Annotated in this window: 17 protein-coding genes and 3 rRNA genes; 11 read left to right on the top strand and 9 right to left on the bottom strand. The window is 68.7% G+C overall.

Annotated features, from left to right (window positions below; all coding sequences use genetic code 11):
- Positions 1–73 precede the first annotated feature (73 nt).
- The 3 genes from OG710_RS10180 (at position 74) to rrf (ending at position 5225) form a co-directional block, all read left to right on the top strand.
- A 16S ribosomal RNA gene (locus OG710_RS10180) occupies positions 74–1599 on the top strand.
- Positions 1600–1902: 303 nt separating this feature from the next.
- Positions 1903–5027: ribosomal RNA gene (locus tag OG710_RS10175) — 23S ribosomal RNA — on the top strand.
- Between the two features lie 81 nt (positions 5028–5108).
- A 5S ribosomal RNA gene (gene rrf / locus OG710_RS10170) occupies positions 5109–5225 on the top strand.
- Together the 16S, 23S and 5S rRNA genes form the textbook arrangement of a ribosomal RNA operon.
- Positions 5226–5311: 86 nt before the next feature.
- Here the strand turns inward: rrf and OG710_RS10165 are convergent.
- From OG710_RS10165 to OG710_RS10140, 6 genes are read right to left on the bottom strand one after another with little or no spacing between them, the layout of a single operon-like run.
- Positions 5312–5851 carry a GNAT family N-acetyltransferase gene (locus OG710_RS10165; RefSeq protein WP_330239031.1) on the bottom strand — a complete coding sequence of 180 codons (540 nt, stop codon included), beginning with the start codon at positions 5849–5851 and terminating at the stop codon, positions 5312–5314.
- A gap of 60 nt (positions 5852–5911) precedes the next feature.
- A complete protein-coding gene (locus OG710_RS10160; protein WP_330239030.1) occupies positions 5912–7222 on the bottom strand; it encodes a DUF58 domain-containing protein in 1311 nt (436 codons plus the stop codon).
- 11 nt (positions 7223–7233) lie between these two features.
- A complete protein-coding gene (locus OG710_RS10155) occupies positions 7234–8241 on the bottom strand; it encodes an AAA family ATPase (protein WP_330239029.1) in 1008 nt (335 codons plus the stop codon).
- Positions 8238–9530 (bottom strand): DUF4350 domain-containing protein, encoded by a 1293-nt coding sequence (locus OG710_RS10150; protein ID WP_330239028.1) that lies wholly within the window; start codon positions 9528–9530, stop codon positions 8238–8240. Before OG710_RS10150 ends, OG710_RS10155 begins: the two co-directional genes overlap by 4 nt.
- On the bottom strand, positions 9527–10216 hold the full coding sequence (locus OG710_RS10145) for a DUF4129 domain-containing protein (RefSeq protein WP_330239027.1): 690 nt from the start codon (positions 10214–10216) through the stop codon (positions 9527–9529). Before OG710_RS10145 ends, OG710_RS10150 begins: the two co-directional genes overlap by 4 nt.
- 4 nt (positions 10217–10220) lie before the next feature.
- A complete protein-coding gene (locus OG710_RS10140; RefSeq protein WP_330239026.1) occupies positions 10221–11465 on the bottom strand; it encodes a DUF7544 domain-containing protein in 1245 nt (414 codons plus the stop codon).
- Positions 11466–11605: 140 nt separating this feature from the next.
- Between OG710_RS10140 and mtnA the strand changes: the two genes are divergently transcribed.
- The 7 genes from mtnA (at position 11606) to OG710_RS10105 (ending at position 20130) form a co-directional block, all read left to right on the top strand.
- Entirely contained in the window at positions 11606–12751 is a 1146-nt protein-coding gene (gene mtnA / locus OG710_RS10135; protein ID WP_330239025.1) for an S-methyl-5-thioribose-1-phosphate isomerase, read from the top strand.
- Between the two features lie 4 nt (positions 12752–12755).
- Complete coding sequence (gene mtrA / locus OG710_RS10130) at positions 12756–13445, top strand: two-component system response regulator MtrA (RefSeq protein ID WP_005316841.1); 690 nt, start codon at positions 12756–12758, stop codon at positions 13443–13445.
- 1 nt (position 13446) lies between these two features.
- On the top strand, positions 13447–15486 hold the full coding sequence (gene mtrB, locus OG710_RS10125) for an MtrAB system histidine kinase MtrB (protein WP_330239024.1): 2040 nt from the start codon (positions 13447–13449) through the stop codon (positions 15484–15486).
- A gap of 85 nt (positions 15487–15571) precedes the next feature.
- Positions 15572–17338 (top strand): LpqB family beta-propeller domain-containing protein, encoded by a 1767-nt coding sequence (locus OG710_RS10120; RefSeq protein WP_330242206.1) that lies wholly within the window; start codon positions 15572–15574, stop codon positions 17336–17338.
- Between the two features lie 90 nt (positions 17339–17428).
- Positions 17429–18202, top strand: coding sequence for a ComF family protein (locus OG710_RS10115; RefSeq protein WP_330239023.1), 774 nt, complete (start codon positions 17429–17431; stop codon positions 18200–18202).
- A gap of 299 nt (positions 18203–18501) precedes the next feature.
- The gene (gene hpf, locus OG710_RS10110; protein WP_330239022.1) at positions 18502–19191 is read left to right on the top strand and encodes a ribosome hibernation-promoting factor, HPF/YfiA family; all 690 of its coding nucleotides are present in this window, start codon (positions 18502–18504) and stop codon (positions 19189–19191) included.
- A gap of 186 nt (positions 19192–19377) precedes the next feature.
- Positions 19378–20130: a response regulator gene (locus OG710_RS10105; protein ID WP_111330960.1), complete on the top strand. Its 753-nt coding sequence runs from the start codon at positions 19378–19380 to the stop codon at positions 20128–20130.
- Positions 20131–20160: 30 nt separating this feature from the next.
- Here the strand turns inward: OG710_RS10105 and OG710_RS10100 are convergent, their stop codons facing one another.
- Both OG710_RS10100 and OG710_RS10095 read right to left on the bottom strand, forming a co-directional pair.
- Entirely contained in the window at positions 20161–21336 is a 1176-nt protein-coding gene (locus OG710_RS10100; protein WP_330239021.1) for a winged helix-turn-helix domain-containing protein, read from the bottom strand.
- Between the two features lie 73 nt (positions 21337–21409).
- Positions 21410–21988, bottom strand: coding sequence for a GNAT family N-acetyltransferase (locus OG710_RS10095; protein ID WP_330239020.1), 579 nt, complete (start codon positions 21986–21988; stop codon positions 21410–21412).
- A gap of 242 nt (positions 21989–22230) precedes the next feature.
- Between OG710_RS10095 and secA the strand changes: the two genes are divergently transcribed.
- Positions 22231–25053, top strand: coding sequence for a preprotein translocase subunit SecA (gene secA, locus OG710_RS10090; protein ID WP_330239019.1), 2823 nt, complete (start codon positions 22231–22233; stop codon positions 25051–25053).
- A gap of 282 nt (positions 25054–25335) precedes the next feature.
- Here secA and OG710_RS10085 read toward each other — a convergent pair whose 3' ends face one another.
- Complete coding sequence (locus tag OG710_RS10085; protein WP_111330964.1) at positions 25336–25749, bottom strand: Rv3235 family protein; 414 nt, start codon at positions 25747–25749, stop codon at positions 25336–25338.
- Between the last annotated feature and the right edge of the window lie 123 nt (positions 25750–25872).

The following is a 25872-nucleotide window of genomic DNA, read 5'->3' as shown; positions in this document are numbered from 1 at the left end:
AGTGGACGACGGGTCATATTCCGACCCGGTTCGTTCCGCTCTCGTGATGTGTGATCCCGATTACGGGAAAACATTCACGGAGAGTTTGATCCTGGCTCAGGACGAACGCTGGCGGCGTGCTTAACACATGCAAGTCGAACGATGAAGCCCTTCGGGGTGGATTAGTGGCGAACGGGTGAGTAACACGTGGGCAATCTGCCCTTCACTCTGGGACAAGCCCTGGAAACGGGGTCTAATACCGGATACCACTTTCTCCCTCCTGGGAGAAGGTTGAAAGCTCCGGCGGTGAAGGATGAGCCCGCGGCCTATCAGCTAGTTGGTGGGGTAATGGCCTACCAAGGCGACGACGGGTAGCCGGCCTGAGAGGGCGACCGGCCACACTGGGACTGAGACACGGCCCAGACTCCTACGGGAGGCAGCAGTGGGGAATATTGCACAATGGGCGAAAGCCTGATGCAGCGACGCCGCGTGAGGGATGACGGCCTTCGGGTTGTAAACCTCTTTCAGCAGGGAAGAAGCGAAAGTGACGGTACCTGCAGAAGAAGCGCCGGCTAACTACGTGCCAGCAGCCGCGGTAATACGTAGGGCGCAAGCGTTGTCCGGAATTATTGGGCGTAAAGAGCTCGTAGGCGGCTTGTCGCGTCGGTTGTGAAAGCCCGGAGCTTAACTCCGGGTCTGCAGTCGATACGGGCAGGCTAGAGTGTGGTAGGGGAGATCGGAATTCCTGGTGTAGCGGTGAAATGCGCAGATATCAGGAGGAACACCGGTGGCGAAGGCGGATCTCTGGGCCATTACTGACGCTGAGGAGCGAAAGCGTGGGGAGCGAACAGGATTAGATACCCTGGTAGTCCACGCCGTAAACGTTGGGAACTAGGTGTTGGCGACATTCCACGTCGTCGGTGCCGCAGCTAACGCATTAAGTTCCCCGCCTGGGGAGTACGGCCGCAAGGCTAAAACTCAAAGGAATTGACGGGGGCCCGCACAAGCAGCGGAGCATGTGGCTTAATTCGACGCAACGCGAAGAACCTTACCAAGGCTTGACATACACCGGAAAGCATCAGAGATGGTGCCCCCCTTGTGGTCGGTGTACAGGTGGTGCATGGCTGTCGTCAGCTCGTGTCGTGAGATGTTGGGTTAAGTCCCGCAACGAGCGCAACCCTTGTTCTGTGTTGCCAGCATGCCCTTCGGGGTGATGGGGACTCACAGGAGACTGCCGGGGTCAACTCGGAGGAAGGTGGGGACGACGTCAAGTCATCATGCCCCTTATGTCTTGGGCTGCACACGTGCTACAATGGCCGGTACAATGAGCTGCGATGCCGTGAGGCGGAGCGAATCTCAAAAAGCCGGTCTCAGTTCGGATTGGGGTCTGCAACTCGACCCCATGAAGTCGGAGTTGCTAGTAATCGCAGATCAGCATTGCTGCGGTGAATACGTTCCCGGGCCTTGTACACACCGCCCGTCACGTCACGAAAGTCGGTAACACCCGAAGCCGGTGGCCCAACCCCTTGTGGGAGGGAGCTGTCGAAGGTGGGACTGGCGATTGGGACGAAGTCGTAACAAGGTAGCCGTACCGGAAGGTGCGGCTGGATCACCTCCTTTCTAAGGAGCATCTAGATTCCGCAAGGAATCCAGAGCCACTACGTCGGCAAACGTCCGACGGTGGTCAGCTCATGGGTGGAACGTTGACTACTCGGCACGGCACATGAGTCTTCACCAGTACTGCTCCTCGGAGCGTGGAACGTGGGGTGAATGGGTCGGGTCGGGCACGCTGTTGGGTATCTGAAGGTACGGCCGTGATGGTCGTCCTTCGGTTGCCGGCCCCAGTGAACTCATCCCGGTTGGGGTGGGGTGGTGGGTGGCTGGTCGTTGTTTGAGAACTGCACAGTGGACGCGAGCATCTGTGGCCAAGTTTTTAAGGGCGCACGGTGGATGCCTTGGCACCAGGAACCGATGAAGGACGTGGGAGGCCGCGATAGGCCCCGGGGAGCTGTCAACCGAGCTTTGATCCGGGGGTGTCCGAATGGGGAAACCCGGCAGTCGTCATGGGCTGTCACCCGCTGCTGAACACATAGGCAGTGTGGAGGGAACGCGGGGAAGTGAAACATCTCAGTACCCGCAGGAAGAGAAAACAACCGTGATTCCGGGAGTAGTGGCGAGCGAAACTGGATCAGGCCAAACCGTATGCGTGTGATACCCGGCAGGGGTTGCGCATGCGGGGTTGTGGGATCTCTCTTTCACAGTCTGCCGGCTGTGAGACAAGTCAGAAACCGTTGGTGTAGGCGAAGGACATGCGAAAGGTCCGGCGTAGAGGGTAAGACCCCCGTAGCTGAAACATCAGCGGCTTGTTTGAGAGACACCCAAGTAGCACGGGGCCCGAGAAATCCCGTGTGAATCTGGCGGGACCACCCGTTAAGCCTAAATATTCCCTGGTGACCGATAGCGGATAGTACCGTGAGGGAATGGTGAAAAGTACCGCGGGAGCGGAGTGAAATAGTACCTGAAACCGTGTGCCTACAAGCCGTGGGAGCGTCGCGCATCGAGCTTGCTCGGTGCGTCGTGACTGCGTGCCTTTTGAAGAATGAGCCTGCGAGTTAGCGGTGTGTAGCGAGGTTAACCCGTGTGGGGAAGCCGTAGCGAAAGCGAGTCCGAACAGGGCGATTGAGTTGCACGCTCTAGACCCGAAGCGGAGTGATCTAGCCATGGGCAGGTTGAAGCGGAGGTAAGACTTCGTGGAGGACCGAACCCACCAGGGTTGAAAACCTGGGGGATGACCTGTGGTTAGGGGTGAAAGGCCAATCAAACTCCGTGATAGCTGGTTCTCCCCGAAATGCATTTAGGTGCAGCGTCGTGTGTTTCTTGCCGGAGGTAGAGCACTGGATAGGCGATGGGCCCTACCGGGTTACTGACCTTAGCCAAACTCCGAATGCCGGTAAGTGAGAGCGCGGCAGTGAGACTGTGGGGGATAAGCTCCATGGTCGAGAGGGAAACAGCCCAGAGCATCGACTAAGGCCCCTAAGCGTACGCTAAGTGGGAAAGGATGTGGAGTCGCAGAGACAACCAGGAGGTTGGCTTAGAAGCAGCCACCCTTGAAAGAGTGCGTAATAGCTCACTGGTCAAGTGATTCCGCGCCGACAATGTAGCGGGGCTCAAGCGTACCGCCGAAGTCGTGTCATTCCAGCATGAAGGGTTAACGCCTGCTGGGATGGGTAGGGGAGCGTCGTGTGCCGGGTGAAGCAGCCGTGGAAGCGAGTTGTGGACGGTTCACGAGTGAGAATGCAGGCATGAGTAGCGATACACACGTGAGAAACGTGTGCGCCGATTGACTAAGGGTTCCTGGGTCAAGCTGATCTGCCCAGGGTAAGTCGGGACCTAAGGCGAGGCCGACAGGCGTAGTCGATGGACAACCGGTTGATATTCCGGTACCCGCTTTGAAACGCCCAGTACTGAATCAGGCGATGCTAAGTCCGTGAAGCCGGCCCGATCTCTTCGGAGTTGAGGGTAGTGGTGGAGCCGACGAACCAGACTTGTAGTAGGTAAGCGATGGGGTGACGCAGGAAGGTAGTCCAGCCCAGGCGGTGGTTGTCCTGGGGTAAGGGTGTAGGCCGTGTGGTAGGCAAATCCGTCACACGTTAAGGCTGAGACCTGATGCCGAGCCGATTGTGGTGAAGTGGATGATCCTATGCTGTCGAGAAAAGCCTCTAGCGAGTTTCATGGCGGCCCGTACCCTAAACCGACTCAGGTGGTCAGGTAGAGAATACCGAGGCGTTCGGGTGAACTATGGTTAAGGAACTCGGCAAAATGCCCCCGTAACTTCGGGAGAAGGGGGGCCATTCCTGGTGATCCGATTTACTTGGTGAGCTGGGGGTGGCCGCAGAGACCAGCGAGAAGCGACTGTTTACTAAAAACACAGGTCCGTGCGAAGCCGTAAGGCGATGTATACGGACTGACGCCTGCCCGGTGCTGGAACGTTAAGGGGACCGGTTAGCTGCTCTTCGGGGTGGCGAAGCTGAGAACTTAAGCGCCAGTAAACGGCGGTGGTAACTATAACCATCCTAAGGTAGCGAAATTCCTTGTCGGGTAAGTTCCGACCTGCACGAATGGCGTAACGACTTCTCGACTGTCTCAACCATAGGCCCGGTGAAATTGCACTACGAGTAAAGATGCTCGTTTCGCGCAGCAGGACGGAAAGACCCCGGGACCTTTACTATAGTTTGATATTGGTGTTCGGTTCGGCTTGTGTAGGATAGGTGGGAGACTTTGAAGCGGCCACGCCAGTGGTTGTGGAGTCGTCGTTGAAATACCACTCTGGTCGTGCTGGATGTCTAACCTGGGTCCGTGATCCGGATCAGGGACAGTGTCTGATGGGTAGTTTAACTGGGGCGGTTGCCTCCTAAAGGGTAACGGAGGCGCCCAAAGGTTCCCTCAGCCTGGTTGGCAATCAGGTGTTGAGTGTAAGTGCACAAGGGAGCTTGACTGTGAGACCGACGGGTCGAGCAGGGACGAAAGTCGGGACTAGTGATCCGGCAGTGGCTTGTGGAAGCGCTGTCGCTCAACGGATAAAAGGTACCCCGGGGATAACAGGCTGATCTTCCCCAAGAGTCCATATCGACGGGATGGTTTGGCACCTCGATGTCGGCTCGTCGCATCCTGGGGCTGGAGTCGGTCCCAAGGGTTGGGCTGTTCGCCCATTAAAGCGGTACGCGAGCTGGGTTTAGAACGTCGTGAGACAGTTCGGTCCCTATCCGCTGTGCGCGTAGGAATATTGAGAAGGGCTGTCCCTAGTACGAGAGGACCGGGACGGACGAACCTCTGGTGTGCCAGTTGTTCTGCCAAGGGCATGGCTGGTTGGCTACGTTCGGAAAGGATAACCGCTGAAAGCATCTAAGCGGGAAGCCTGCTTCAAGATGAGTATTCCCACCAACTTGATTGGTTAAGGCTCCCAGTAGACGACTGGGTTGATAGGCCAGATGTGGAAGCCCGGTAACGGGTGGAGCTGACTGGTACTAATAGGCCGAGGGCTTGTCCTCAGTTGCTCGCGTCCACTGTGTTAGTTCTGAAATAACGAACAGCCGTGTCCATGTCCGGTCTTGTTCAGAATTTCATAGTGTTTCGGTGGTCATTGCGTTAGGGAAACGCCCGGTTACATTCCGAACCCGGAAGCTAAGCCTTTCAGCGCCGATGGTACTGCAGGGGGGACCCTGTGGGAGAGTAGGACGCCGCCGAACAATCATTGTGGGAAAGCCCCGTGCCCTTGTGGCACGGGGCTTTTCTGCGTTTCCGGAGCCTTTCAAGTAGCCGGCCGCCGCCGCATTCACCTCCTCGTGCTGCGGGCGATGCGGTACAGCACGGTCGGGCGCAGAGGCCCTTCGGGCTCGGTGAGGTCGTCGAAGTCGTCGTCCGGGTTTCGTGTCATGCCGATCCGATGCATCACCGCCTGGGAGCGATGGTTGGTGGCCGTGGTGACGGCCAGGATTTCGTGGAGCCCAAGTACATCGAAGCCGTGGGCCAGGACTCTCAGCGCGGCCTCGGTTGCGTACCCCTGCCCCCAGGCCGGCCGGGCCAGCCGCCAGCCGATCTCCACACCGGTGAACGGCATGTCGTCGTCCACATCGTCCAGGCCCGCGAAGCCGATGAATTCGCCCGTGGCCCGAACCTCGACGGCCCACCACCCGTATCCCCGCCGGTCGAAATCGGCCCGGAACCTGGCCACGGAAGCATCGCTCTGCTCGCGGGTGAGCAGTTCGCCCAAGTGTTCCCGGACCTCGGGATCGGCGTTCATCGCCGCCCACGGTTCAAGATCGGAGTCTCGCCAGAGCCGGAGGATGAGGCGATCGGTATGCAGTTCGGTCATGCTGCCCAGACAACGTGACCGCTTTCCCCGAGGCAATGCGTTTTGGAGCGCTCCGCTGTTTCAGAGACGCCCTGCGGCCTTGAGAGCCAGGTACGTGTCGGCCAGGGCGGGAGCGAGGTTGTCCGGCGTCGCGTCGACGACGACCACGCCGTGCCGCTTGAGCTGATCCGCCGTGCGGCGTCGCTGGGCCCGGGCCTCGACCCCGGCGGCAGCCTCGTACACCGCGTCCACTGTGCCTCGCGCGTCGGCCATGTCGTCGATACGCGGGTCGCTCACCGCCGCCAGAACCACCGTGTGCCGCTGGGTGAGCTGGGGCAGTACGGGGAGCAGCCCCTCCTCGACGGGCGCCGCGTCGAGCCCCGTGAGAAGGACGATGAGCGAGCGCCGGGGCGCGTGGGCGAGCACTGCGGCGACCAGTCCGCGCGCGTCGGTCTCCACGAGTTCGGGTTCGAGCGGCGTCAGGACGTCCATCACGGCCGGGAGCACATCACCGCCCGTCTGGCCCTGGGCCCTGGCCCTTACACGGCGGTCGTAGGCAAGCAGATCGACGCGGTCCCCGGCTCGGGTGGCCAGCGCCGTGAGAAGCAGCGTCGCGTCCATCGCCGCGTCGAGGCGGGGAACGTCGCCGACCCGGCCCGCGGACGTCCGACCGGTGTCGAGGACGAGCAGGACGTGCCGGTCGCGCTCCGGACGCCAGGTCCGCACCGCCACCGCCGGCTGGCGTGCGGTCGCCCGCCAGTCGATCGAGCGGACGTCGTCGCCGGGTACGTAGGCGCGCAGGCTGTCGAACTCCGTACCTTCGCCACGCGTGAGAACGCTGGTGCGGCCGTCGAGTTCGCGCAGCCGCGCAAGCCGCGAGGGGAGATGCTTGCGGCTGGTGAACGGTGGCAGAACCCGGACCGTCCAGGGCACCTGGTGGCTGCCCTGGCGCGCGGCCAGTCCCAGCGGACCGTACGAGCGGACGGTGATCCGTTCGGCTCGGCGGTCGCCCCGTCGGGTGGGCCGGAGGAAGGTGCTCAGGCGCCGTCGCTCACCGGCCGGCACGGTCAATGCGTGGCGGGAGGCGGACGCTTCGTCCCCCGGCTGCCAACTGCTCGGAGGCCAGGCGTCGCGGAGGTGGGCCCGCAGACGCCTACCGGACGGATTGACTACGGAGAGTTGCACTTCGGCCTGCTCGCCGAGTCGAACGGTTGTGTCACCAGATCGGGTGAACCGAAGCGTTCGCACTGGCGCGGCCAGGGCATAGTCGCACAGAATCGCCAGTGAGAGCGGGGCATTGACCGCGAGCATTCCCGTCCAGCTCGGGGCCAGGATGCCTACAGGGAGTGATCCCAGGGCGGCCAGCAAGGCAGTACGTCCGGTGAGGGCCACGGTTCAGCGCCTCACCTGGGTACGGGGACATGGGCGAGCACAGCGGAGATGACGGAGTCGGGGGTGACCCCTTCCATCGAGGCCTCGGGGCGCAGATGGATGCGGTGGCGGAGCGTCGGAAGGGCCAGAGCCTTCACATCGTCCGGGGTCACGTAGTCGCGGCCGGTGAGCCAGGCCCAGGCTCGGGCGGTCGACAACAGGGCGGTGGCTCCACGGGGGGAGACGCCGAGGGAGACCGAGGGGGAATCACGCGTGGCACGGCAGATATCGACCACATAGCCTGCGATCTTGGGGGAGACAACCGTCGCGGCCACCGCGATGCGGGCGGCTTCGAGATCGGCGGGGCCGGCGACCGGCCGGATGCCTGCGGCCTGGAGGTCGCGGGGGTCGAAACCGGCGGCATGGCGGGTCAGGACCTGGACCTCGTCGTCACGGGTCGGCAGCGGAACGGTCAGCTTCAGCAGGAACCGGTCCAGTTGGGCTTCGGGAAGGGGGTACGTGCCCTCGTACTCGACCGGGTTCTGCGTCGCGGCCACGAGGAACGGCTCGGGCAGCGGACGCGGGACGCCGTCGACGGTGACCTGGCGCTCCTCCATCGCCTCCAGGAGGGACGACTGTGTCTTCGGAGGGGTGCGGTTGATCTCGTCGGCGAGGAGGAGGTTGGTGAAGACCGGGCCCGGCTGGAAGGAGAACTCGGCGGTGCGGGCGTCGTAGACGAGCGATCCGGTGACATCGCCGGGCATCAGGTCCGGGGTGAACTGGACGCGCTTGGTGTCCAGTTCGAGCGACGCGGCCAGGGCTCGCACCAGCAGGGTCTTGGCCACACCGGGGACGCCTTCGAGCAGGACATGCCCTCGGCAGAGCAGCGCCACGACGACACCGGTGACGGCCGAGTCCTGGCCGACCACCGCCTTGGCGATCTCGGAGCGCAGAGCTTCCAGGGAAGCGCGGGCCGCGTCGGCGTCGGCGGTCCCGGCTGAGTCGGCGGTCCCGGTGGGCACGGAGGACGGGGCGCTCATGAGGTTCGGACCTCTCTTTCGAGGGAGTCGAGTTGGTCTGCCAGCAGGACGAGTGCCCTGTCGTCGGAGGGGGCCGGGCCGAAGAGCAGGCTCTGGCGGTTGTTGCTGGCCGGGCCCAGCCGGGTGGACAGGGCGGGAAGGAGGACGGCGGAGAAGTGGGCGTCGTGGGGGGAGACGCCGACGCGTGGAGCCAGCCGGGTGCGGGCGGCGTGGCGGAGTGAGGCGGCGGCCCGGTCACGGGCGTTGGCCTTGCGGTTGAGGCGGGCCCGGCCCTCGGTGGACTCGGAGGCGCGGATGGCCACCGGCAGACGTTCGGTGACGAGGGGGCCCAGTCGGCAGGCGCGCCAGATCGCCGCGAGCCCGGCGGCGACGGCGAGTTGCAGCGTGCCCCACAGCCAGCCGGACGGGATCAGCTCCAAGAAGCTGCTGCCGCCGTCCGAGGAGTCGTCGGGGGAGGTGTCCCCGTCGTCGGCTGCGCTGCCGACGGCGGACGGATCGGTGAGCGAGGGGAGGTACCAGACCAGATGGGGGCGGGAGCCGAGGAGTTGCAGGGCCAGGGACGCGTTTCCCTGGTGGGCGAGGCGCTCGTTGTACAGGAAGTCGGGGGAGCCGAGCAGGACGGTCTCGCCTGCCGCCGGCTGCCGCAGCAGGAGGACGGAGGGGAAGCCGGTCGCGGGGTAGCAGGCGTCGGCGTCGAGGCCGTTCGCGTCGTAGCGGATGCCGCCGGTTTCGACGGAGCCGGCTCTGCGGGCCTCGGGCAGGGCGCACGCAGGGGGACGTGCGACGACGGGGACGGAGGGCTTGGCCTCCACGCCGGGGGCCAGAGTGCCGAGGGAGGGGGATTCGGGATGGAGGAGAACGGTGCGGCCGGTCGTTCCGGCGGTCGCCGCGCGCAGGGTGTCCTGCTGGTGGGCCGTGAGCAGATCGGGGGCGGTGACGAGGAGGGTGGTGTCGGGTCCGGTCGCGGAGGTGGCGTCCCGGAGCGTGGTCACGACCCGGACGGATATGCCCCGCTCCCTGAGAAGTTCGGCGACGGCCCGGCTGCCGTAGCGGTCCGCCGAGCGGGGGTCGAGGCGGCCGTGCTGGTCTCCCGAGCGGGCGGCCGCCAGGGCTATCGCGGCGACGACAAGCAGCAGGACGGCGAGCAGTACGCCACGGGCGCGGAGCCAGATCTGGCGCGCGGTGACGGAGGAGGAGGTCGAGGCCGCCGGAGCCGGGGGCTCGGTGGAGGGGGCGGAGCGCCCGGTGGCCGGTGCGGGGGGCTTGGCGGGGGAGGTGTCCGCGGTCATGAGCCGGCTCCCTCGGAGACGCCGGTCAGTTGCGGCCGGGCGGATTCGACGGCGAGGTCGAGTTCGAGCAGGTTCCGGTACGCCGCCCGGTCGGCGGAGCGGCCCCCGTATGTGACGTCGTCGAAGACCCGGGCCGCCGCGCGCAGGCGTACGGCGTACGGGGGAAGGGCGCGGCCCGCCTCGGCTGCGGCTTCGTCGGCGGTCCGGCCGGGGCGGGGTTCCAGCAGGGTGCGTTCCTCCAGGGCGCGGACGATCGCGCGCATCCGTTCCTGGACGGCCTGGTTCCAGCGGCCGGCCGCCGCATGGGCCTCGGCGGCGGCACGGTGTTCGGCGGTGCTGCGGGGGCCGTGGGCGAAGAGCGCGTCGCCGCCCGGCCGGGAGCGGGGCTGCGGGGAGCCCAGCCGCCACCAGAGCGCGGCGGCCAGGGCGACGACGATCAGCAGCAGCACGGCCAGTCCGACCGGGCCGCCCGGCGCGGCGACGGCGGCCGCCGAGGCGATGTCGCTGAACCAGGTCCACAGATGGTCCAGCGCGCGCTGGAGCGGGTTCGGGTCGTTCTCGTGGTACACGCCCTTGGAGAGTTCGCGCTCGGCGGCCTCCCTGGCGGGGAGGCGCTCGGTGTCGACCGGGGCGCCGCCGCTCGCCCGTATCAGCAGTAGTGCCGTCGTACCGCCCGCCCCCGACACGGATTCAGCTCCTGTCGTCGAAGCCGGGCAGGCCCGCTGCCCTGGCCAGGTCGAGGTCGAGCGCCTCGCGGCGGATGCGCTGGTCCACGTAGAGCAGGGCCATGACGCCGGCCGAGAGCGGATACGTGACCGTGGTGACGAGCACGTCGCCGATGGCGGTGACGATCAGGAACGACCAGCCGAAATCGGTGGTCCCCTCGGTGAGGAAGGAGCCGAGGTCGCCGCCTTCCAGGGCCACCGCCACCGCCCCGAAGGGGATGCCGACCACCATCGCCACGAAGAATGTCAGCACCCAGGTCAGGGCGAGGATGCCGCAGGTCCGCCACCAGGCGTTGCGGACCAGCTTGGCGGAGCGCTTCATCGACGCGGTGATCGACTGCCGCTCCAGCATGAGCGCGGGGGCGGCGAGGCTGAAGCGGACCATCAGCCAGACGAAGACGACCACCGCCGCGAGCAGCCCGAGGAAGGCGAGGCCGGCGCCCGCGGTGTCGCCGAGCAGGAAGCCGGGGAGGATGCCGACGGTCATGATCGCCGCGGCCAGCACGGCCATCAGGAGCGTCAGGCCCAGCAGGGGCAGCAGCCTGGGCCGGGCCTCGGCCCAGGCGTCGGCCAGGGTGACGGGACGGCCCAGTACCGAGCGGCTGATCACGACGGTCAGGACCGCGGTGACGAAGATCGTCGCCAGCATCGTGATGAGCAGCTGCGGGGCGCCGTCGATGAGGGTGTAGCGGAACGACTCCGTGAGCTGGCGCGTGGCCTCGGCGCCGGTGGCGTCGGCGTCGAACGACGGCGGCTCGGGCAGCAGATAGCGCTGGATGAGCAGGATGCCGGTCTGGGCGACCACGGAGACCGCGAGGGTGACACCGAGGACCGTGCGCCAGTGGGTGCGCATGGTGGTGACGGCGCCGTCCAGGATCTCGCCGATGCCGAGCGGACGGAGGGGGATGACACCGGGCTTGGCGGCGGGCGGCGGCGCGCCCCAGCCGGACCCGCGCGTGGGCCCCTGCGACGGGCCGCTCCAGCGGGGCCCCTGCGAGGGGGAGCCCCAGCCCTGGGAAGGGGGTGCGGTGGGGCCGGTTCCGGTGGGGCCGGGCGGGGACCACTGTCCGGCGGGCGGCTGGGTGGCGGCCCAGGTTCCCGAGGGGGCGCTGTCGTCGGCCGGTTCGGAGGGCCGGGGGACGCCCGGTTCCTGGTCCTGGCCGTCGGAGGGGGCGTGTCCGGGCGAGGCCCAGCCCGGATTGTCGTTCATTCTCGCTCCTTCACGGTCCTGACCGGGGTTCGGGGCGTCAGGTTGGCAGCCATCGTGCCATGCGCCGCAGACGTACGGCCCTGGCCTCGTGTCCCGCCGTTGCCTTCATCTCCCGGCGGGTCAGCGGGCAGACTGGGCGGATGGCTGATCAGGACGAGCAATCACCGGTGGGACGCGAGCCCGCCGCGCTATCCGTACTGCGCTGGGACGAACCTCCGGAAGGCCCCGTACTGGTGCTCCTCGACCAGCGGCGGCTGCCGGTCGAGGAGACGGAGCTGGTGTGCGCGGACGTGCCGGCCCTGGTGGAGGCGATCCGGACGCTCGCGGTGCGCGGGGCGCCGCTGCTGGGGATCGCCGGCGCCTACGGGGTGGCCCTGGCCGCGGCACGGGGTGACGACGTGGCGGAGGCGGCGGGGCTGCTGGAGCAGGCGCGGCCCACCGCGGTGAACCTCGGGTACGGCGTGCGGCGGGCCGCCGCGGCGTACCGGGCGGTGCTCGACAAGGGCGCGGGCCGGGAGCGGGCGGGCGCGGCCGCACTGGCGGAGGCCAGGGCGCTGCACCGGGAGGACGCCGAGGCCAGCGGGCGGATGGCGCGGTACGGGCTGGCCCTGCTGGACGAGCTGGTTCCGGGCGGGGGCCACCGGCTGCTGACCCACTGCAACACCGGGGCGCTGGTCTCGGGCGGTGAGGGCACCGCCTTCGCCGTGGCGCTCGGCGCGCACCGGGAGGGCCGGCTGGAGCGCCTGTGGGTCGACGAGACCCGTCCGCTGCTCCAGGGGGCCCGGCTGACCGCGTACGAGGCGTCCCGCAACGGCATGCCGTACAGCCTGCTGACCGACAACGCGGCGGGTTCACTGTTCGCGGCCGGTGAGGTCGACGCCGTGCTGATCGGGGCGGACCGCATCGCCGCGGACGGCTCGGTGGCCAACAAGGTGGGGAGCTATCCGCTGGCGGTGCTCGCCAAGTACCACCACGTACCGTTCATCGTCGTGGCGCCGACGACGACCGTGGACCTGCTCACCGCGGACGGGGCGTCGATCACGGTGGAGCAGCGTTCCGGGCGGGAGGTGACCGAGCTCACAGCGGTGCCGCGCGGGCTCGGGGCCGAGGAGGCGGGCGGGGTGCCGCTGGCCCCTGTGGGGACCCGCTCGTACAACCCCGCCTTCGATATCACGCCGCCGGAGCTGGTCACGGCGATCGTCACGGAAGAAGGCGTAATCTCGCCGGTCACGGGGGCCGGGCTGGCAGAGCTGTGTGCCAGATCATCGCAGGTAACGATTAGCTAATGGGATGATGTCGTTTATGAAGGGACGCGTCCTTGTCGTCGACGACGACACCGCACTGGCCGAGATGCTCGGGATTGTGCTGCGTGGTGAGGGTTTCGAGCCGTCGTTCGTAGCGGACGGCGACAAGGCACTTGCCGCATTTCGAGAGGCGAAGCCGGACCTGGTCCTGCTCGACCTCATGCTGCCCGGACGGGACGGCATCGAGGTCTGCAGGCTGATCAGGGCCGAGTCGGGTGTGCCGATCGTCATGCTCACTGCCAAGAGCGACACGGTTGACGTCGTCGTGGGCCTGGAGTCCGGGGCCGACGACTACATCGTCAAGCCGTTCAAACCGAAGGAGTTGGTGGCCCGGATCAGGGCACGCCTGCGCAGGTCCGAAGAGCCGGCCCCGGAACAGCTGACCATCGGGGACCTGGTCATAGACGTCGCCGGGCACTCGGTGAAGCGGGACGGGCAGTCCATCGCCCTGACCCCGCTGGAGTTCGACCTGCTGGTCGCGCTCGCCCGCAAGCCGTGGCAGGTCTTCACCCGTGAGGTCCTCCTCGAGCAGGTGTGGGGCTACCGGCACGCGGCGGACACCCGTCTGGTCAATGTGCATGTCCAGCGGCTCCGCTCCAAGGTCGAGAAGGACCCGGAGCGCCCGGAGATCGTGGTGACCGTCCGTGGCGTCGGTTACAAGGCCGGACCGAGCTGACATGCCGCCGGGAAGCACTGCTCCGCAGCCCGGAAAGCCGGGGGCCCGTGCGGAGCGGGCTCCCGGCGCAGGGCACACGTCGTCCACCGTCGAGCGCTTTCTGCAGGGCGGCCGGTTGCTCCAGGACCGGGCGCCCGGCGGGCCGCTGCCGCGGCTCCTGATGCGCTGGGTGCGGCGTCCGCTGCTGCCCGCCGTACGGCTGTGGCGGCGCAATCTCCAGCTGCGCGTCGTCGCCGGCACGCTGCTGATGTCGCTCGGAGTGGTGCTGCTGCTCGGCCTCGTCGTGATCGGGCAGGTGCGCAACGGCCTGCTGGACGCGAAGGGCAAGGCCGCCCAGACCCAGGCCGCCGGCGGGTTCGCGGCCGCCCAGGAGAAGGCGAACGCGCCTCTCACCCCGGCCCCCGGCCAGAGCGGCGACGACGCCGACGGCACGACCGCAAACAACTCCTGGCGCACCGAACTCGTCGACCAGCTCGCCAGCGGCGGCAAGAACGCCTTCAACGTGGTGGCGCTCAGCGCCGACGAGGGCACCCGTGCGCCACGCGGCTCCGGCAGCGTCGAGGCCGCCAGCATCCCGCAGAGCCTGCGCGACGCGGTGAACAAGGGCCCCGGAGCCTTCCAGACCTATGTGCTGATCCAGTATGCGAACGGGCAGGAGTCCCAGCCCGGCCTCGTCGTCGGCAAGCGCCTCTACGACATCGACCGCAACCCGTACCAGCTGTACTACGTCTTCCCGCTGACGCAGGAGGAGAAGTCCCTGACCCTGGTCAAGGGCACGCTGGCGACCGCGGGACTGTTCGTGGTCGTGCTGCTGGGCGCCATCGCCTGGTTCGTGGTGCGCCAGGTCGTCACCCCCGTACGCATGGCGGCGGGCATCGCCGAACGGCTCTCTGCCGGGCGGCTGCAGGAACGCATGAAGGTCACCGGCGAGGACGACATCGCCCGGCTCGGTGAAGCCTTCAACAAGATGGCGCAGAACCTCCAGCACAAGATCCAGCAGCTGGAGGAGCTGTCCCGGATGCAGCGGCGGTTCGTCTCGGACGTCTCGCACGAGCTGCGCACCCCGCTGACGACGGTACGGATGGCCGCCGACGTCATCCACGAGGCACGCGTCGACTTCGACCCCGTCACCGCCCGGTCCGCGGAACTGCTGGGCGACCAGCTCGACCGCTTCGAGTCGCTGCTCTCCGACCTGCTGGAGATCAGCCGCTTCGACGCGGGCGCCGCCGCCCTGGAGGCGGAGCCGATAGACCTGCGGCAGGTGGTGCGCCGGGTGATCGGCGGCGCCGAGCCGCTCGCCGAACGCAAGGGCACCACGATCCGCGTGATCGGCGACGAACAGCCGGTGATAGCCGAGGCCGACGCCCGGCGCGTCGAGCGCGTCCTGCGCAACCTCGTCGTCAACGCGGTGGAGCACGGCGAGGGCCGCGACGTCGTGGTGCGCCTGGGCGCGGCCGGCGGAGCGGTCGCCGTCGCGGTCCGGGACTACGGCGTCGGACTGAAGCCCGGCGAGGCGACCCGCGTCTTCAACCGCTTCTGGCGCGCCGACCCGGCCCGAGCCAGGACCACCGGTGGCACCGGCCTCGGCCTGTCCATCGCGGTGGAGGACGCCCGGCTGCACGGCGGCTGGCTCCAGGCCTGGGGCGAGCCCGGCGGCGGTTCGCAGTTCCGGCTGACGCTGCCGCGCACGGCGGACGAGCCGCTGCGGGGTTCGCCGATACCGCTGGAGCCCGAGGACTCCCGCCGCAACCGGGAGAACAGCGAGCGGGCGGCGGACACCCCCGCCACCTCCCACGACACCGGCGGCGGACACCATGTGCTGGCCGTGCCCGCCCAGCACACCGGTACGGGCCGCGCGCCCCTGACCGTGCCGGGCAGGGCCCCGGCGTCGGCCAGGACCGCACCCGCGTCGGTGCATCCCGCGGCCCTGCCGGGCAACGGGGCGCGGGTGGTGCCGCGTCCCGCCGAGGAGCGGCAGGCCGGCCACAACGACTTCCCGGGGCACGCGCCGGGGCGGGAGGACACGACTCGTGAGCGCTGACCGTCGTGAGGGCGGCCGTGGGCGTGCGGTGGGGGTGGCCGTGCTGACCGTGTGCGGCGCGCTCGTGCTGTCCGCGTGCGGCTCGATGCCGGTCTCCGGTGACATCAAGGCGGTGGACGCCTCGCAGCCCGGGGACTCCCAGGTGCAGGTGTACGCCGTGGCCCCGCGCGACGGGGCCACGCCCAACGAGGTGGTCGACGGCTTCCTGGAGTCGATGACCAGCGACGACTCCGACTTCCGGACGACGCGCAAGTACCTCACCAAGGAGGCGTCGCGCCGCTGGAAGCCCAGCGCGCAGACCACCGTGCTGGCCAAGGCGCCGAACCGCAGCGATCGCCCGGTCCGCGACAGCGACCGCAGCACCACCGAGGTCACCTACACGCTGACCGGTGAGATGGTGGCGACGGTCGACGAGCAGAACGCGTACCAGCCGCTGGTGCCCACGGACTTCTCCCGCACGCTGCATCTGGTGCGGGAGAAGACGGCGGACGGCAAGGAGTGGCGCATCGACAACGTGTCGGACGGGCTGGTGCTCGGACAGTCCGACTTCAAGCGCCTGTACCGCTCGGTCAACAAGTTCTACTTCGCCGCCGGCCGGTCCGACGCGCAGGCCACGCTCGTCGCCGACCCCGTCTACCTCCGCAACCGGACCGACCCCGCCACCGGCATGGACACGGTGACGCAGGCCGTCCGCAGCCTGCTGCGCGGGCCCACCGACTGGCTGCGCCCCGCGGTGACCTCGCGTTTCCCCAAGGGGACCGGTCTGCGCAAGGGCGTCGTCTCCCTGACGCCCGACGACCGCAACGTCCTCAAGGTGCCGCTCAACAAGAAGGCGGACGGCGCCGGGCAGCGTTCCTGCCGGATGATGGCCTCGCAGGTGCTGTTCACCCTCCGGGACCTGACCTCCGCACGGGTCGAGCAGGTGGAGCTGCAACGCTCGGACGGCTCCCAGCTGTGCCTGCTCGACGCGGACCAGGCCGGGGAGTACACCCCGGACGGCTCCTCCGGCGGGCCCGACAGCCAGTACTTCGTCGACGCCAAGGGCCGGGTCGAGCGCATTCCCGGCAGCACCAGGGGCAGCGGCGAGCCGGAGCCGGTCACCGGCCCGTTCGGCAGCGGTGCTCTCAAGGTGAGCGCGGTCGGCGTGGCACGGGACGAGCAGTCGGCGGCGGCGCTCTCGCAGCACAACGAATCGCTCTACGTGGCGTCGATCGCGGCGGACGGCGCGCTGCCCCTGCCCGCCGTCACGAGCAAGGCGGCCGACCCCGAGAACCGGCTCTCGGCGCCCAGCTGGGACGGCCTGGGCGATCTCTGGGTGGCCGACCGCGACCCGAAGAACTCCCGGCTGCTGCGGCTGCCCCACGGCACGGACAAGCCGCAGGAGGTCACCGTGCCGAGCCTGAACGGCAGCCGCATCGAGGGGCTGAGGCTGTCCGCGGACGGGGTGCGCATAGCGCTGCTGCTGACCCGGGACGACCACACGACGCTGCGGATCGGCCGCATCGAGCGTGATCCGCAGGACGAGAACAAGGTGTCCGTGGTGGACCTGCGCCAGGCGGCCCCGCAGCTCGCGGACGTGACCGCGATGTCCTGGTCCGGCCGCAGCCGCCTGGTCGTCGTCGGCAAGGAGCAGGGCGGTGTGCAGCAGGTCCGCTATGTGCAGGCGGACGGCTCGACGCCCTCCTCGGGCGTGCTGCCCGGAGTGAACCAGGTGCTCGCCATCGCCGCCGCCGACGACGAGCAGCTGCCGCTGATGGCCGACACCTACGGCGACGGGATAGTGAAGCTCCTGCCCGGTGACAACTGGCAGACGGTCCTCAAGGAGGGCTCCGCGCTGGTCTATCCGGGCTGACATCGGGCGGCCCGCACCGGGCCGCCCGATGCCCGGCAGCGGTTATCCACAGGGGTGGCCCGCCGGCCCCGCACGCGGCACAGTTGAAGTGTGCGCGGGTGGTGGCGGGAGTTCAGCGGACTCGTTCTGCCGGTGTCCTGCGGCGGCTGCGGCAGGGCACGGACGGAGCTCTGCGAGGCGTGCGCCGCGCAGCTGTACGGCGGCGCCCCGCGCCGGGTGCGGCCCGAGGCCGAGCCGCCCGGCCTGCCCGTGGTGCACGCCGCCACCGGCTACGAGGGCGCGGCCCGTGCGGTGCTGCTGGCGCACAAGGAGCGCGGAACGCTCGCCCTGGCCCGTCCCCTCGGCAGAGCGCTGGCCGGCGCGGTGCTGGCCGGCGCGGGAGCGCACCGGCACGGACGGCCGCTGGTGCTCGTACCCGTACCGTCGGCGCGCCGGGCCGTGGCGGCACGCGGGCACGACCCGGCGCGGCGGATCGCGCTGGCGGCGGCTGCCTGTCTGCGGCGGACCGGGGTCCCGGCGACGGTCGCCGCGGTGCTGCGCCAGCGGCGGCCGGTGGCCGACCAGACGGAGCTGACCGCAGCAGCGCGCCGGGCCAACCTGGCCGGGGCGCTGGGCGTCGTAGCCGGGGGCGGGCGGCTGCTCGGCGCCGGACCGGTGGTGCTGGTGGACGACCTGCTGACGACGGGCGCCACGCTGGCCGAGGCGGCGCGCGCGCTCGACGCGGCCGGCCGGGGCACGGAATGCGGCGCGCCGGTGCGCCGCGCGGCCGTGGTGGCGGCTTCCCCGATCGCCTTCGCCGCAGCATGTCCAGCCGGGCCGCGAAATAAACCGGAACTGAAACCGAAGTTGCATCGTTGCAGGTAGTGAGTGGGTGAAAAGCCCGGAACGGAGGTACGCGTGAGTAGCGGGTGCCGATATCCGTCCGAGCAGGCTATGTTCGGTTGTGAGGAATGGTGAATGCCGGACCTCGATGAATGCACCACCATGTTTCGGGCAGGCGACCCACCAGCTCGGAAGACGGAAAATCCGGTGGGTGGAAACCCCGCCGGCGGGGGAGGAGGAGGTGGAAGTCACCGAGTCCGCGGCTCCGGCCAAGTCCGGGGCCTGGTGCAAAAGGGAGATGCTCCGCCGCCGAGCGGAGCGATCCGGGAACGGAGTTCTGCGTGGACATCGTCGTCAAGGGCCGCAAGACCGAGGTGCCCGAGCGGTTCCGCAAGCACGTGGCCGAGAAGCTGAAGCTGGACAAGATCCAGAAGTTCGACGGCAAGGTGATCAGCCTCGACGTGGAGGTGTCCAAGGAGCCGAACCCCCGTCAGGCCGACCGCTCCGACCGGGTGGAGATCACCCTCCGCTCGCGTGGACCGGTCATCAGGGCAGAGGCGGCCGCAGGCGACCCGTACGCAGCGCTTGACCTGGCCACCGGCAAGCTGGAGGCCCGGCTGCGCAAGCAGCACGACAAGCGCTACAGCCGCCGGGGCACGGGGCGCATCCCCGCCGCCGAGGTCGGCGAGATGGTGCCGGACGCGGCATCCTTCAACGGTGACGGCGAGCTGATCGCCGACGAGACGGCACAGCCCGTACCCACCACCAGGGTCGGTTCGCTCGAGGTGCAGGGCGAGGGACCGCTGGTGATGCGCGAGAAGACGCATGTGGCGGCGCCCATGTCACTCGACCAGGCGCTCTACGAGATGGAGCTGGTCGGACACGACTTCTATCTGTTCGTGGACAACGAGACCAAGGAACCCAGTGTCGTCTACCGGCGGCACGCCTACGACTACGGTGTCATTCATCTGAGGACCGACCCGCTGGCCGCCGACGAGGCGGGCGGCGCCGGCGGAGCGCTCGGCGGCTGACGCCCACCACCCGGTGGTGCCCCTGGAGCGTCCGTGCGCCCCCAGGGGCACCCGTGTGTCACCAAGGGATCACCCGCGCTGACCCTCCGGCATGAAATCATGGCGGACCAAGCCAACCGGTGTTCTGTGGACTGCCGTTGGCGACAGTTCGTGAACTTCAGGCCGTGGCCTTCAGGGGGAGGAACGATGGCGGACACCTTCGGGCCCGTGCGCGATGCGAGTGACGGCGAGGGCGCCGCGCGCGGGCTCGGCGCGGACCGCGACGGCGGCTACCGCAAGGAGCCGATCAGGGTCCTGGTGGTGGACGACCACGCCCTCTTCCGCAGGGGCCTGGAGATCGTCCTCGCCCACGAGGAGGACATCGAGGTCGTCGGTGAGGCCGGGGACGGTGCCGAGGCGGTCGACAAGGCGGCCGACCTGCTGCCGGACATCGTCCTCATGGATGTGCGGATGCCCCGGCGCGGGGGCATCGAGGCGTGCACGTCCATCAAGGAGGTCGCTCCCAGCGCGAAGATCATCATGCTGACGATCAGCGACGAGGAGGCCGACCTCTACGACGCGATCAAGGCCGGCGCCACGGGCTATCTCCTCAAGGAGATCTCCACCGACGAGGTGTCCACCGCGATTCGCGCGGTCGCGGACGGGCAGTCCCAGATCAGCCCTTCCATGGCGTCCAAACTCCTCACCGAGTTCAAGTCGATGATCCAGCGGACCGACGAACGCCGGCTGGTGCCGGCCCCCCGTCTCACCGAACGTGAACTGGAAGTCCTCAAACTCGTTGCCACCGGCATGAACAATCGCGATATCGCGAAGCAGCTGTTCATTTCCGAGAACACCGTGAAGAACCACGTCCGCAACATTCTGGAGAAGCTCCAGCTGCACTCCCGCATGGAAGCGGTCGTCTATGCCATGCGGGAGAAGATCCTGGAGATCCGCTGACCGGCGCGGGGAGCGCCGGAACGAACGCGCTCAGGCCAGCAGGCGGCCGATTTCCGTCGTGAGCGGCCCGCGCAGTTCCGGCGCCTCCACCCGTTCGAGCCGGACGTCCGTGCAGCCGACCCAGGAGGCCGCCTCCACCAGGGCTCGGGCCATCGGCTCCACGGCCCTGGCACCCGCCAGGGACACCTGCCGGGCGATCAGCGTCGTCCCCTCGCGGGCCGGGTCCACCCGGCCCTGGAGCCTTCCGCCGGCCAGCAGCGGCATCGCGAAGTAGCCGTGAATCCGCTTCTGCTTGGGCACATACGCCTCCAGCCGGTGGGTGAAGCCGAAGATCCGTTCGGTGCGCGCCCGTTCCCAGACCAGTGAGTCGAACGGCGAGAGCAGCGTCGTACGGTGGCGTCCGCGCGGTTCGGAGGCCAGCGCCGCCGGGTCCGCCCAGGCCGGCTTCGCCCAGCCCCGCACCGTCACCGGCACCAGCCCGGAGTCGGCCACGACGGCGTCGAACTGCTCGCCCCTGAGCCGGTGGTAGTCCGCGATGTCCGAACGGGTGCCCACGCCCAGCGACTGGCCGGCGAGCCGGACCAGGCGGCGCAGGCACTCCGCGTCGTCCAGGTCGTCGTGGAACACGGCCGCGGGCAGGGCGCGCTCCGCGAGGTCGTAGACCCGCTTCCAGCCGCGCCGCTCGGTGCACACGACCTCGCCGTACATCAGGGCCCGTTCCACGGCGACCTTGGAGGCCGACCAGTCCCACCACTCCCCGCCGTTCTTCGCGCCGCCCAGCTCCGTCGCCGTCAGCGGGCCCTCGGCGGTCAGCTGCTTGAGAACCGTCTCGTACGCGCCGCCCGGCAGGTCGTGCGACCACTGCGGCCTGCTCCGGTAGGCGCGGCGGCGGAACGCGAAGTGCGGCCACTCCTCGACGGGCAGGATGCACGCCGCGTGCGACCAGTACTCGAAGGCGCGGCCGCCCGACCAGTACGCCTCCTCGACCGTGCGCCGGCCGATGGCGCCCAGGCGCGCGTACGGAATCAGCTCGTGCGAACGGGCCAGCACCGAGATCGTGTCCAGCTGTACGGCGCCGAGGTGCCGCAGCACGCCCGGCGCCCCCGCCCGGCGGCCCGGCGCGCCGAGGAAGCCCTGGGCGCGCAGCGCGATCCTGCGGGCCTGGTCGGCGGAGAGTTCGACTGCGGGTGGCTGCACGGACGTCATGCTCCGCACTCTAGGCGGCGGCACTGACAGCGAAGGCCGGTCGCCCGAACCCGGACGGGACCGCGCGACGGCGTCACCGGGCGGCCACCGCGGGCACGTACACCTCGGTGCCCGGCAGGCCCAGGTCGGAGGGGAGCAGCGCACCCACCCACGTGTCGCGGCGCACGCCCTTGTTCAGCAGGCCCGAGCGCTGCTCGCCCTCCATGCGGAAGCCCGCGCGCAGGGCGACGGCCCGCGACGGCACGTTGCCGACCTCGGCGCGCCACTCCAGCCGGTCGCAGCCGAGCGAGGTGAAGGCCCAGCGGGCGGCGCACAGGACGGCCTCGGTCATGTAGCCGCGGCCGCGCCGCTCCTTCGCCGTCCAGTAGCCGACCTCGTAGGTGCCGGCGAGGGTGCGGCGGGTGATGCCGAGCGCGCCGGTGAGGGCGCCGTCCTCGCCGAGCACGGCGAAGTTGTACGTGGAGCCGTCCCGCCAGCCCTCGGGGCACAGCCGCTCGGTGAAGAACTCCGCGTCGGAGCGCGTGTACGGCGAGGGGACGATGGTCCAGCGCCGGATGTCCGGGTCCTGGCACGCCTCGTACACGGCCTCGGTGTCCTCGGGGCCGAAGGGGCGCAGCCGCAGGCGGTCGGTGGTGAGAGTGGTCGCTTCCATGAAGGGATTCTGCTCAGCGGCGGGAAGCGGGGCGAGTACTTTTCGTGCCGCACCGGCACCTTCGGCGCCCTTCGTCCGTTGACTCGGACGGGTGCCGCGGGGACAACGCGGTGGCAGCCCTCCCGGCGCGGCGGGGTCCTCGCTTACGATGACCGTTGCGGTGGGGCCCACCTGCCGTGCCCGTGCCCGAGTCCATCACACGACCCAGTGCCCAGGCCCGACCGGCAAGGAGACCAGCCTCAGTGTCCGTCTTCAACAAGCTCATGCGTGCAGGCGAAGGCAAGATCCTGCGCAAACTGCACCGCATCGCGGACCAGGTCAGCTCCATCGAAGAGGACTTCGTCAACCTCTCCGACGCCGAGCTGCGGGCGCTCACCGACGAGTACAAGGAACGGTACGCGGACGGCGAGAGCCTGGACGACCTGCTCCCCGAGGCCTTCGCGACCGTCCGCGAGGCGGCCAAGCGCGTCCTCGGCCAGCGCCACTACGACGTCCAGATCATGGGTGGCGCCGCGCTGCACCTCGGCTACGTCGCGGAGATGAAGACCGGTGAGGGCAAGACCCTCGTCGGCACGCTGCCCGCGTATCTCAACGCCCTGTCCGGCGACGGCGTGCACCTGATCACGGTGAACGACTACCTCGCCTCGCGCGACTCCGAGCTGATGGGCCGGGTCCACAAGTTCCTCGGCCTGACCATCGGCTGCATCATCGCGAACATGACGCCCGCCGAGCGGCGCGAGCAGTACGCCTGCGACATCACCTACGGAACGAACAACGAGTTCGGCTTCGACTACCTCCGCGACAACATGGCGTGGTCGAAGGACGAGCTGGTCCAGCGCGGCCACAACTTCGCCATCGTGGACGAGGTCGACTCGATCCTCGTCGACGAGGCCCGTACGCCGCTGATCATCTCCGGCCCGGCCGACCAGGCCACCAAGTGGTACGGCGACTTCGCCAAGCTGGTCACGCGCCTCGCCAAGGGCGAGGCGGGCAACCCGCTCAAGGGCATCGAGGAGACCGGCGACTACGAGGTCGACGAGAAGAAGCGGACCGTCGGCATCCACGAGCCCGGCGTCGCCAAGGTCGAGGACTGGCTCGGCATCGACAACCTGTACGAGTCGGTGAACACCCCGCTCGTCGGTTACCTCAACAACGCCATCAAGGCGAAGGAACTCTTCAAGAAGGACAAGGACTACGTCGTCATCGACGGCGAAGTCATGATCGTCGACGAGCACACCGGCCGTATCCTCGCCGGCCGCCGCTACAACGAGGGCATGCACCAGGCGATCGAGGCGAAGGAAGGGGTGGACATCAAGGACGAGAACCAGACGCTCGCCACGATCACCCTGCAGAACTTCTTCCGCCTCTACAGCAAGCTCTCCGGCATGACCGGTACGGCGATGACCGAGGCCGCCGAGTTCCACCAGATCTACAAGCTGGGCGTCGTGCCGATCCCGACGAACCGGCCGATGCAGCGCGTCGACCAGTCGGACCTCATCTACCGCACCGAGGTCGCCAAGTTCGCCGCCGTCGTCGACGACATCGCCGAGAAGCACGAGAAGGGCCAGCCGATCCTGGTCGGCACGACCTCCGTCGAGAAGTCGGAGTACCTCTCGCAGCAGCTCTCCAAGCGCGGTGTGCAGCACGAGGTCCTCAACGCCAAGCAGCACGACCGGGAGGCGACGATCGTCGCCCAGGCCGGCCGCAAGGGCGCGGTGACCGTAGCGACGAACATGGCCGGACGAGGCACCGACATCAAGCTCGGCGGCAACCCGGACGACCTCGCCGAGGCGGAGCTGCGCCAGCGCGGCCTGGACCCCGTCGAGCACGTCGAGGAGTGGGCGGCCGCCCTTCCCGCCGCGCTGGAGAAGGCCGAGGAGGTCGTGCGCGCGGAGTTCGAGGAGGTCAAGGAGCTCGGCGGGCTGTACGTGCTGGGCACCGAGCGGCACGAGTCGCGCCGCATCGACAACCAGCTGCGCGGTCGTTCCGGCCGTCAGGGCGACCCCGGCGAGTCCCGCTTCTACCTCTCCCTCGGCGACGACCTGATGCGGCTGTTCAAGGCGCAGATGGTCGAGCGCGTCATGTCGATGGCCAACGTGCCGGACGACGTGCCGATCGAGAACAAGATGGTCACGCGCGCGATCGCCTCGGCGCAGTCGCAGGTCGAGCAGCAGAACTTCGAGACGCGCAAGAACGTCCTGAAGTACGACGAGGTGCTCAGCCGGCAGCGTGAGGTCATCTACGGCGAGCGGCGCCGGGTCCTGGAGGGCGAGGACCTCCAGGAGCAGATCCGCCACTTCATGGACGACACCATCGACGACTACATCCGCCAGGAGACGGCGGAGGGCTTCGCCGAGGAGTGGGACCTCGACCGGCTGTGGAGCGCGTTCAAGCAGCTCTACCCGGTGAAGGTCACGGTCGCCGAGCTGGAGGAGGCGGCGGGGGACCTCGCCGGGGTCACCGCGGAGTTCATCGCCGAGTCCGTCAAGCAGGACATCCACGACCAGTACGACGAGCGCGAGAAGACGCTCGGCTCCGAGATCATGCGTGAGCTGGAGCGGCGCGTGGTGCTGTCCGTGCTGGACCGCAAGTGGCGTGAGCACCTCTACGAGATGGACTACCTGCAGGAGGGCATCGGCCTGCGGGCCATGGCCCAGAAGGACCCGCTGGTCGAGTACCAGCGCGAGGGCTTCGACATGTTCAACGCCATGATGGAGGGCATCAAGGAGGAGTCCGTCGGCTATCTGTTCAACCTGGAGGTCCAGGTGGAGCAGCAGGTCGAGGAGGTTCCGGTGCAGGATGCGGGCGCGGCGACGTCGCTGTCCAAGGAGGACGCGGTGCCGGCCGCGCGGCCGGAGATCCGGGCCAAGGGGCTGGACGCTCCGCAGCGGCCGGACCGGCTGCACTTCTCCGCTCCCACGGTCGACGGCGAGGGCGGGGTCATCGAGGGCGACTTCGCGAACGGGGACGCCGGTGCCGGTGAGTCGTCCGGGTCGGACGGGCTCACTCGGGCGGAGCGGCGCAAGGCGCAGAAGTCCGGGGGCGGGCGGCGGCGCAAGAAGTAGCCGTTCGCGGGTTTTGTCGGCCGGTCGGGCCGGGTGCCGTCGGGTGCCCGGGTCGGCCGGTCTTTTTTGCTCCCCGCCCCGCCCCTTCCCGAAACCGGGGCGCTGCCCCGGACCCCGCGCCTCAAACGCCGGCGGGGCTGAAGGGGACCGGGGGAGCCGGAAGGCGCCTCTGGAGCCCGCTCAGGGGCCCCTGGGCGGGCTCCAGGGCCCCCAGGCGGGGGTAAGCGCCTCCGGGGCCCCCACGGCTGCCTGGTGGGGCTCGTTCGGGGTTCTCTTCCCGCCTCATCGTGTGGGCGTGTTGCCCAGTTCCACCGCTGCGCAGCGCCAGCGCAGGTCCGGGCCCTGTTCCAGGCGGAACGCCATCGCCCGGACCTGCTCGCCCGCCGCGATGCTCGCGCAGGCCTCGACCACCCCCGGAGCCGGCTGGGCGCCCCGGCACATGCGGATGACCGGGCGGGTGCCCCGGGTACGGAGCGGGGTGGTCGGGGCCAGCGCGGCCAGCTGGTCGTAGGCGTCGCCGATCGTGTGACCGAGCATCCAGTGCACCGGGCGCTGGCCGCTGAGGACCGCCAGGAGGCGTTCCGCGAACCAGTGGTGGGGCCGCATGCGCCGCGGGACCCGGCGGCGCTGCCCCGGTACGGTCTCGGGCCTGCGGGCGTCGTGCCGGCCTGCGGGCCTCGTCCTGTTCGTGTTCATCTGTCGCCCCCGTGCTCCAGAGGCCCGGCGTACCGGGCGGTAACTTCTGCTGGTGATCTTCTACGGGGGAGCCGGAATTGTCGCAAGTGTCGGAGGCCGTCCACCGGGAGATGCCGGATTCAC

The organism is Streptomyces sp. NBC_00525 (assembly GCF_036346595.1).
Lineage (GTDB): Bacteria > Actinomycetota > Actinomycetes > Streptomycetales > Streptomycetaceae > Streptomyces.
This window is presented reverse-complemented; position numbering and strand designations above follow the sequence as displayed.